Origin of the sequence: Mesorhizobium sp. M7A.T.Ca.US.000.02.2.1, assembly GCF_003996995.1 — a bacterium.
Classification (GTDB): domain Bacteria; phylum Pseudomonadota; class Alphaproteobacteria; order Rhizobiales; family Rhizobiaceae; genus Mesorhizobium.
The window spans coordinates 1-9,116 of sequence record NZ_RZTT01000250.1 but is presented as its reverse complement, the minus strand read 5'-3'; the positions used below and the strand labels follow the sequence as shown (position 1 = coordinate 9,116).

Sequence of the window (9,116 nt, the reverse complement as noted above, 5' to 3'; positions counted from 1 at the left end):
ACGCAACGCCGACAAGATGCTGATCTACAAATATGTCGTGCACCAGGTCGCCAATGCCTACGGCAAGACGGCGACCTTCATGCCGAAGCCGATCTTCGGCGACAACGGCTCGGGCATGCACGTCCACATGTCGATCTGGAAGAACGGCAAGCCGACCTTCGCCGGCAATGAATATGCCGGTCTGTCGGAAAGCTGCCTGTTCTTCATCGGCGGCGTCATCAAGCATGCCAAGGCGATCAACGCCTTCACCAACCCGCTGACCAATTCCTACAAGCGCCTGGTGCCGGGTTACGAAGCGCCGGTTCTGCTCGCCTATTCGGCGCGCAACCGCTCGGCGTCCTGCCGTATCCCGTTCGGCTCGTCGCCGAAGGCCAAGCGCGTCGAGGTCCGCTTCCCCGATCCGGGCGCGAACCCCTACCTCGCTTTCTCCGCGCTGCTGATGGCCGGCCTCGACGGTATCAAGAACAAGATCCATCCCGGCCAGCCGATGGACAAGGATCTCTACGACCTGCCGCCGAAGGAACTGAAGAAGATCCCGACCGTCTGCGGCTCGCTGCGCGAAGCCCTGCAAAGCCTCGACAAGGACCGCGGCTTCCTGAAAGCCGGCGGCGTCTTCGACGACGACCAGATCGACAGCTACATCGAGCTGAAGATGGCCGAAGTGATGCGCTTCGAAATGACCCCGCATCCGGTCGAATACGATATGTATTACTCTGTCTGAGCCTTCAATCTCAGACTAAGATACGCCATAACAACCAAGCCCTTGAAAGACTTCCCTCTTTCAAGGGCTTTTTGCTGCGCTCCAATAGGAATTGCCAGCCGACCGGCATGTCTCGCCTGCGCGGCAGCCACGCATGGACAGCCATATTGGTCTTTCGTCTTCGACGATCATACGATGCCTGGATTCTGGACCCACGGTCCATCGGAGCGGCCGGCCTGAGCGCGTCGGTCCGGTGACTTCAATCACTACTCGGCGATGTCCGGTGAAGATCAAGGCGGCCGGTCGGTCGCCAACGTTGGAGCCAGGAGCGAGCGGAGCACTGTCTCAGGCTACAGTGACCGCTCGTCCGGCGCCCACGCCAATGCCGCCGTTCAGAAAACCCCGCCCATCCGAACAGCATTGCGTGACGTAACCCCAAGGCCTGCGAATACGCATGCCGTAGCGTGATCTGTCAACGCTGCAAGCCGGGCCGCGAATGACCGATTCTGCTGTATGAACAGATGCTTATGGAAGGTCCATTGCCCCAGATAAGGGCTGGAAAAGGCGCTTTTCCGGGCTTTATAGGGAGTGATCGCCGGAGGCTCACATGGCTGCGGCCAGAACTTCCGGGCGATTTGCGACCGCGTGAATTCCCTGACTTTTTCTGGGTATGTTTTACCAGGAATGCCGTCAGCCGGGTAACGGCCAAAAAAGAACCCCGGCGCGAAACGCCGGGGTCATCTTGTCATGCAGTCCGAAACGCTTACGCGGCGGCCGAAACCTGAGCGCTTGCCGGAACCGAGGCGATCGTCTTCAGGATCTGCGAGGCGATCTGGTAGGGGTCGCCCTGCGAGTTCGGACGGCGGTCTTCCAGATAACCCTTGTAGTCGCTCTTGATGAAGGAATGCGGCACGCGGATCGAGGCGCCACGGTCGGCAATGCCATAGCTGAACCGGTTCCACGGCGCGGTCTCGTGCTTGCCGGTCAAACGCTTGTCGTTGTCCGGGCCGTAGACGGCGATGTGATCCATCAGGTTCTTGTCGAAGGCCGCCATCAGCGCTTCGAAATAGGCCTTGCCGCCGACTTCGCGCATATAGGCGGTCGAGAAATTGGCGTGCATGCCCGAGCCGTTCCAGTCGGTGTCGCCGAGCGGCTTGCAATGGTATTCAATGTCGATGCCGTACTTCTCGGTCAGGCGCTGCATCAAATAGCGGGCCATCCACATCTGGTCGGCGGCTTTCTTGGAGCCCTTGCCGAAAATCTGGAATTCCCACTGGCCCTTGGCCACTTCGGCGTTGATGCCTTCGTGGTTGATGCCGGCGGCGAGGCAGAGGTCGAGATGCTCCTCGACGATCTGGCGCGCAACGGAGCCGACATTGGAATAGCCGACGCCGGTGTAGTACGGACCCTGGGGTGCGGGATAGCCGCTCTCGGGGAAGCCGAGCGGCCGGCCGTCCTTGTAGAAGAAATATTCCTGCTCGAAGCCGAACCAGGCGCCCTCGTCATCGAGGATGGTGGCGCGCTTGTTGGAGGCATGCGGCGTGACGCCATCGGGCATCATGACTTCGCACATGACCAGCACGCCGTTGGTACGGGCGGGATCCGGATAGACCGCAACCGGCTTCAGCACGCAATCGGAGCTGTGCCCCTCGGCCTGCTGGGTCGAGGAACCATCGAAGCCCCACAGCGGCAACTGCTCGAGATCAGGGAATTCGGCGAATTCCTTGATCTGCGTCTTGCCGCGAAGGTTGGGGACCGGGGTATATCCATCGAGCCAGATATACTCGAGCTTGTATTTCGTCATTCTAGCCTCTCGTTGCTTGATCACCGAACACTGAACGGCGTCGACATGCGTCTGCCGTCAGCAGCCGGCCTGCCGCATCCTTGAAACGCAATTCGTGTGCCATTCTTGGTGTGGAGGGTGCGGCAAAATTGACCCGGCATTCACTCGAAGTCGGTGAGCCGCCTAAGCGATGCGCTCGGATCAATCACAGTCGTTCTTTGCACAAATAGTATGCAATTACTGATCTTTTCATAGGCATATTGCCTAACTTGATTGCAGACCTTATCTTCGGATCAAGTTGAATCGAGAAGGTTCGGCAGAAGAAAGGAACCCGGCAATGGAAATCATTTCCACACGACCGTCGGCCAAGATTTTGATGTTCCCGGCGGCAGCGCGCGCCGCTGCCTCAAATTTGAGCGGCAAGGCTAAGTTTGCGGCAGAGATTGCCTCGCTGCGTGGTGCCCGCGCAGACTTCGGCGACGGCTGGTACCATGAGGCAGCCATCGAGGATGAGACCCGGGGCCGCAAGAGCTGACACAAAGCGCAGCAGCCCTCGCCAACGAATTGGCCTGAAAAGAGAAAGCCCGGCGCGATTGCTCGCGCCGGGCTTTCTTTTGAACACCGGGCCTGCCTACTCCTTGGCGTGCAGGTCGGTGCCGAGCGTATCCTTGACGAAGATCATGCCGATGACCAGCGTTATCGCCGCGATCACCACCGGATACCAAAGGCCATAGTAGATGTCGCCCTTGTAGGCGCTGAGCGCGAACACGGTTGCCGGCAGCAGGCCGCCGAACCAGCCATTGCCGATGTGATAGGGCAACGACATGCCGGTGTAGCGAATGCGGGTCGGGAACATCTCGACCAGGATCGCCGCGATCGGCCCGTAGACCATGGTCACGAACAGCACCAGGATGAACAGGATGCCGATCGTCATTGGCCAGTTCACTGCTGCAGGATCGGCGAACATGGCGAACGCGCCACCACCCGGAATGTTGTAGACGGTGACTTCGGGTGCGCCCGCCGCCTCGTCGGTGGTCAGCAGCTTGTCCTTGACTGCCTGGTCGATCGGCACCGTCGCCTTCTCACCGGCACGGATGGCAGCGGCGTCCAGCTTCAGTTCCGGGTTGGCGGCAACAAACGCATCGAGCTTCTGGTCCGCAACCTTGGCTGCCGCGCGCTTCAGCGGATAGCCGCCGTCCTGCAGCGACATGTTGACGGCCTTGATGAAGGCGGCTTCCTTGGCCTTGGCCTGATCGCCGGCGGCGATGGCGTCATAGGACTCGACCGTCTCGTTGCCGATCTTGACAGATGCGGGTGTGCCGGCGGCGGCCGTCGACACGACGTCATAGGGAACCGAGTTCTTGGTCAGGAACGAGGTCGCGATATCGCAGGATGTCGTGAACTTCGCGGTACCCACCGGATTGAACTGGAACTTGCAATCTCCAGGTGCGGCCGTCACCGTCGCCCGCGTGTTCTGCTGGGCTGTGGCAAGCGCCGGATTGGCAGCCCAGGTCAGTGCCTTGAACAGCGGGAAGGTGCATACAATCGCTAAGGCAAGGCCCGCCATGATGATCGGCTTGCGGCCGATCTTGTCGGAGAGCCAGCCAAAGACGACGAAGAAGATCGAGCCTACTGCCAGGGCGATCGCGATCATGATGTTGACCGACTGCGCGTCGACCTTGAGCACGTTGGTCAGGAAGAACAGCGCGTAGAACTGGCCATTGTACCAGACCACGGCCTGACCGGCGGTGAGGCCTAGCAGCGCCAGCAGTGCGATCTTGGCGTTCTTCCATTGGCCGAAGGCTTCCGTCAGCGGCGCCTTGGAGCCCTTGCCCTCATCCTTCATGCGCTGGAAGGTCGGCGATTCGGAAAGCGAAAGCCGGATCCAGATCGAGATGCCTAGCAGCAGGAAGGATACGAGGAACGGAATACGCCAGCCCCAGGCAGCATAGTTTTCCTTGCTCAATGAAGCCTGTACGATCAGGATCACAACCAGCGACAGGAACAGGCCCAGCGTCGCCGTGGTCTGGATCCACGAGGTATAGTAGCCGCGCCGGTTGTCCGGCGCATGTTCGGCGACGTAAGTGGCCGCGCCGCCATATTCGCCACCCAGTGCCAGGCCCTGCAGCATGCGCAGGATGATCAGGATCACCGGAGCGGCGATGCCCAAGGTCGCATAGCCAGGCAGCAAGCCGACCAGGAAGGTCGACAGGCCCATGATCGTCATGGTGACGAGGAAGGTATATTTACGGCCGACAAGATCGCCGATGCGGCCGAACAGCAATGCGCCGAACGGGCGCACCAGGAAGCCGGCAGCGAAAGCCAGCAGCGCGAAGATATTGCGGGTCGCTTCCGGGATGGCTGGACTGAAAAAGGTCGAACCAATGAACACTGCCAGCGAGCCGTAGAGATAGAAATCATACCATTCGAAAACGGTGCCGAGCGAGGAAGCGAAGATGACTTTCTTCTCCTCCCGCGTCATGGCGCGGCTTGCTCCGCCGGCGGTCGATGCTATTGCCATTTCGTTATCCTCCCGTGAGACCCGTTCTCGATGCTGCGCGACACCGTCCGCGTTCTCCTCCGAGCACGGACTCAACGACAGCCATTCGGGAAAAATGACAGAAAGCGCCCGCCAAAGGCAGCGCGTCTTTGGGATTATGACTTTGGTATTAGGTGCGCTGCGGGATGAAACCGGGCGAGCTGTGAAACCCTTAGCCCTTGAGCGCTTCCAGCAGGCCGACAGCAGCCATCATGTCGTGCTTGCGAGCCGCGCGGCGGGCAACGGCTTCGGCGTCCTGCCCCCAATGCTCGATCTGCCAGTCCTCGTCGACATGAGCCGCGGCCCATGCAGCCTCAGCGTCGATCTCGCCGAAATCGACAGCCAGCGCAAGCAGCGCCGAACCTGTGAGCGACGTCATCACATGGATGGCGGCGAGACGCAGCGGCTCTGTTCGCTGGGCAAGATGGCTGCCCAGCACCGCGATGGTCTCACGCGGCTGCTCGACATGGATGATCCCCTCGGCGAGATTGAAGCGCACCCCAAGTGTTCCCCTCGCCCAGTCTATCACCGAGTCCCAATGCTGGTTCTGCCGCTCCACCAGCCCTTGCGGCGCGTCGGCGCGGTAACAGAGCAGATCGGACGAGGCGAAGCGCAGAATGTCTTCCAGCACCGCCTGCGGGTCGCTGGCGACGCCATCGATGGCGGTGTTCACAAGCCGCATCACCGGCATGGTCACCGGATTGATGGTCTCGCTTTGGGTGGCGAACTCGTCGGCGACGAGCGCGGCTGCCGCCTCGGTAGGCACTGCCAGCAGCGCCTTGCCCGGCGTGCGCACCGGCTTGCCGTCGAGATGCACGGCAAAGCCGCCTTCGACCGGCGCGACCGAGACGATCTTGTAGAAGCGCTTCGGCAGAGACGTCTTCATCTGGATTTGGGCGCGGCGCACCGGATCCGGATCCGAAAGATATTTGCCCGCTTCAAGGTCGTTGAGGATGTCACGCATAGAAGGTCTCTCTTACACCGGCGTCAGCTTGCGCACTGGCCGGTTGACGATGATCAGGCCGGCGGCAATCAGGCCAAGTGCCAGGAAAATGCGCATGGTCAGCGGCTCATTCAAGAACATGGCGCCGCACAGCACGCCGAAAACCGGCGACAGGAAAGTGAAACTGGACAGGCCTGACGCCGGATAGCGCCGCAACAGCCAGAACCACAGCACATAGGTGAAGGCGACGATGTAGACAGCCTGGAAGAGCAGCGCCAAGGTCGGCAGCACGGTCGGGTCGCGAACGGGCGGGCCGGCGAGAGGCAGCACCAATATGCCGACGATCGCTGCCCCGGCGAGTTGGTAAAGCAGAAGCTTCTCGGCGCTCGCCTCGACCAGCTTCGACCGCTTGATGAGGATGTTGGTCAAAGCCCAGAAGAATCCGGAGCCGAGGCTCAGCAGATCGCCGAACAGCATGTCTCCGCCGCCGCCAAGCTTGTCGGAAAACACCGCGACAAGGCCGGCAAAGGCCAGCAGCAGGCCAAGGAATTTCCTCAATGTGATCTGCTCACCGAGCAGGAAATGGCCGCCGAGCAGCATCCAGAACGGCATCGTGTTGACCAGCAGCGTGTTGCGGGCAACGGTCGTATGCTCCAGGCCGACATAAAGGCAAAGGAACTCGATGCCGAAAAGCGCGCCAACCACGATGCCGGCGAGCAAGGTCCCGTCGCGCGTGAAAAGCGCGATGCCGCGCCACCGGCACCAGGCAAAGACACATAGGCCGCCGATGATCGAGCGCGCGATCGACAGGAAGACCGGGTCATAGCCGGCGTAGGAGATCTTGGCGGCGACGTAATTCAACCCCCAGGAAAAGGTCAGCCCGACCATGATGGCGGCGGCGGCCATGTCGACCGTGTCGCGCCGGTCGAGCGCGTCATTGGCGCCGCTCACGATCAGTCCTCCGCGCTGGCGTCGTCGAAGCCGATCAGGTTCCAGCTCTGGCGCATGTGCGGCGGCATTGGCGCGGTGACATCGATGACGCCCTTGTCGGGATGCGGAATGATGATGCGGCGGGCGTGCAGATGCAGGCGGTTTTGAATGCCCCCTGGAAAGTCCCAGTTGGTGTCGGCCTCGAAATATTTCGGATCGCCCAGGATCGGGCAGCCGATGTAGGCGGCGTGGACACGAAGCTGGTGGGTGCGGCCCGTATAGGGCTCCATTTCAAGCCAGGTCATCGTCTGCGCAGCCTGCTCGATGATGCGGTAGTAGGAGACGGCGTGATCGGCGCCCTTTTCGCCATGCGCGGCGACACGCACGCGGTCACCGTCCGGCGTCGGCTCCTTGATCAGCCAGGTCGAGATCTTGTCCTCGCGCTTGGGCGGCACGCCCTTGACCAGCGCCCAATAGGTCTTCTTGGTCTCGCGGGCGCGAAACGCTTCCGAGAGCTTCATGGCGGCCAGCCGGGTGCGGGCGACGACCAGAACACCCGAAGTGTCGCGGTCGAGCCTGTGAACCAGTCTGGGCTTCTCGCCCTTCTGGCTGCGCCAGGCCTCCAGCATGTCGTCGACATTGCGGGTGACGCCCGAGCCGCCCTGCACCGCAAGGCCCGCCGGCTTGTTGAAGACGAAAACCTTGGGATCTTCATGGATCAGCATTTTCGACAGGACATCGGCATCGCCCTGGTTGCGGATCGAGTGGCCGGTCAGTGCACTCTCGCCCTTCTTGTCGACCTCGAGCGGTGGGACGCGAACCATCTGGCCGGGCTCGACACGGGTGTCGGCCTTGACCCGGCCGCCATCGACGCGGATCTGGCCGGAGCGCAGAAGCTTCTGCAAATGGCCGAAACCAAGGCCCGGGAAATGGGTCTTGAACCAGCGGTCGAGCCGCATGCCCGCCTCGCCGGCCTCCACCGTGATCTGTTCAACGCCTGCCATGTTTTTTTGTCGCTTATCCGTTTCCCGAGCGAAGCTCGGCCTGTTCTTGGCGCGGCAATAGCACTAAGGCAGGCTTCTTGCGAGCCAAAGTCCCAGAAACAGGGCGATAATGGCGCCAATGACGCTGGCAAGGGCATAAGCCAGTGCAGGCAGCGTGGCTCCCCGCTCCCACAGCGTCGCGAAGTCAAGCGAAAAGGCTGAGAAGGTGGTGAAGCCGCCGAGAATGCCGGTAGCAACGAACAGCCTGACCTCGTTCGATCCGCCACGGCGCATCATGGAGGCGATGAACAGCCCCATGGCAAAGGAGCCTATGATGTTGATGGCCATCGTGCCCCAGGGGTAGCTGGGGCCGACAAAACGCAGCGCGCCGATGTTGGTAAGGTGACGAATTCCGGCGCCGATGCCGCCACCGACGACGACGAGAAGCAGATTGAACATGACCGTTTACTGCCCTCGCACGGCTGCCCCGTCAATCCCTCGTTGCGGGCGCAACCGCACGCAGATCGAGCTCACCACTCAGGCGTTGCCCATCCCGGATATTTTTTCCTGAACTCGTTATAGAGGTCATCGACCTCCGTTTTGCCGATAGGGCGCACCTGTTCGTAGAGGTAGCCCTTGACGTCGCCGGACAGCTGGTAAGCCGCTATGCGCCTGTATGCTGCGCCAATGCCTTTGCCGTCGACGATGTATTGGTCCGGTATCGAGACACAGAGCTGCGCGCCCTGCTGCAGATGGATAACGGGCGGGTCGGTCACGACAACGTATTTGGACTTCAACGCCGCCGGTCTGAATCGATCGCGACTATCGACCTGACAAGCCCACTCGATGCGAGGGTAAAGGTCCTTGTCCATTTCATACAGCAATGAATCGCTCATGATCCCGCTGGATGCAAACACCGACAACCGGTCCCCAGGTCCCATCTTTCCAAGAAGGTCATCGATAAGGCGCCTGTATTCTGGAAGATTGTCGAGGTGCAGCGGGAGCGTGGCTTCCCTGGCAAAGACGTAGCTGATCGGCGACAGAACCTGGCGGCCAGTCGGGAAAAAAGTACCGAAAAACGCCAGCCCGGCGGCAACGGCTATCGCGGCGTTCGACCATCGCGATCTCAGTGCCGGCATCGAAACGATCGCAACGATTGCCTGGGCGTAGGCAGGAAAGAGCCAAAGAAATACCGGCACCGAATGATGGCGATCCGGGTCCTGCATGCGGGTGAAGAG

At 61.1% G+C, this 9,116-nt stretch carries 7 protein-coding genes and 2 pseudogenes; 2 read left to right on the top strand and 7 right to left on the bottom strand.

Going from position 1 to position 9,116, the window contains the following annotated elements; all coding sequences use genetic code 11:
* Positions 1-721, top strand: a pseudogene (gene glnA, locus EOD15_RS21875) (glutamine synthetase); the annotation flags it as partial.
* A 742-nt stretch (positions 722-1,463) separates the two neighbouring features.
* Here the strand turns inward: glnA and EOD15_RS21865 are convergent.
* Positions 1,464-2,504 (bottom strand): glutamine synthetase beta-grasp domain-containing protein, encoded by a 1,041-nt coding sequence (locus EOD15_RS21865; RefSeq protein WP_127260164.1) that lies wholly within the window; start codon positions 2,502-2,504, stop codon positions 1,464-1,466.
* Positions 2,505-2,820: 316 nt separating this feature from the next.
* Here EOD15_RS21865 and EOD15_RS21860 point away from each other — a divergent pair, with 316 nt between their 5' ends.
* Complete coding sequence (locus EOD15_RS21860) at positions 2,821-3,018, top strand: DUF2735 domain-containing protein (protein ID WP_127321606.1); 198 nt, start codon at positions 2,821-2,823, stop codon at positions 3,016-3,018.
* A gap of 96 nt (positions 3,019-3,114) precedes the next feature.
* Here the strand turns inward: EOD15_RS21860 and EOD15_RS21855 are convergent, their stop codons facing one another.
* From EOD15_RS21855 to EOD15_RS21830, 6 genes and pseudogenes are all read right to left on the bottom strand, one after another.
* Positions 3,115-5,004 carry an MFS transporter gene (locus tag EOD15_RS21855; RefSeq protein WP_127321607.1) on the bottom strand — a complete coding sequence of 630 codons (1,890 nt, stop codon included), beginning with the start codon at positions 5,002-5,004 and terminating at the stop codon, positions 3,115-3,117.
* A 190-nt stretch (positions 5,005-5,194) separates the two neighbouring features.
* On the bottom strand, positions 5,195-5,986 hold the full coding sequence (locus EOD15_RS21850) for an ATP12 family chaperone protein (RefSeq protein ID WP_127321608.1): 792 nt from the start codon (positions 5,984-5,986) through the stop codon (positions 5,195-5,197).
* A gap of 12 nt (positions 5,987-5,998) precedes the next feature.
* Positions 5,999-6,871, bottom strand: a complete 873-nt coding sequence (locus tag EOD15_RS21845) for a DMT family transporter (RefSeq protein WP_164748929.1) — start codon at positions 6,869-6,871, stop codon at positions 5,999-6,001.
* Between the two features lie 47 nt (positions 6,872-6,918).
* Positions 6,919-7,899, bottom strand: coding sequence for an RluA family pseudouridine synthase (locus EOD15_RS21840; RefSeq protein WP_127271590.1), 981 nt, complete (start codon positions 7,897-7,899; stop codon positions 6,919-6,921).
* A gap of 63 nt (positions 7,900-7,962) precedes the next feature.
* Positions 7,963-8,337 carry a fluoride efflux transporter CrcB gene (crcB, locus tag EOD15_RS21835; RefSeq protein WP_127321610.1) on the bottom strand — a complete coding sequence of 125 codons (375 nt, stop codon included), beginning with the start codon at positions 8,335-8,337 and terminating at the stop codon, positions 7,963-7,965.
* A 71-nt stretch (positions 8,338-8,408) separates the two neighbouring features.
* Positions 8,409-9,116: pseudogene (locus EOD15_RS21830) on the bottom strand (hypothetical protein); the annotation flags it as partial.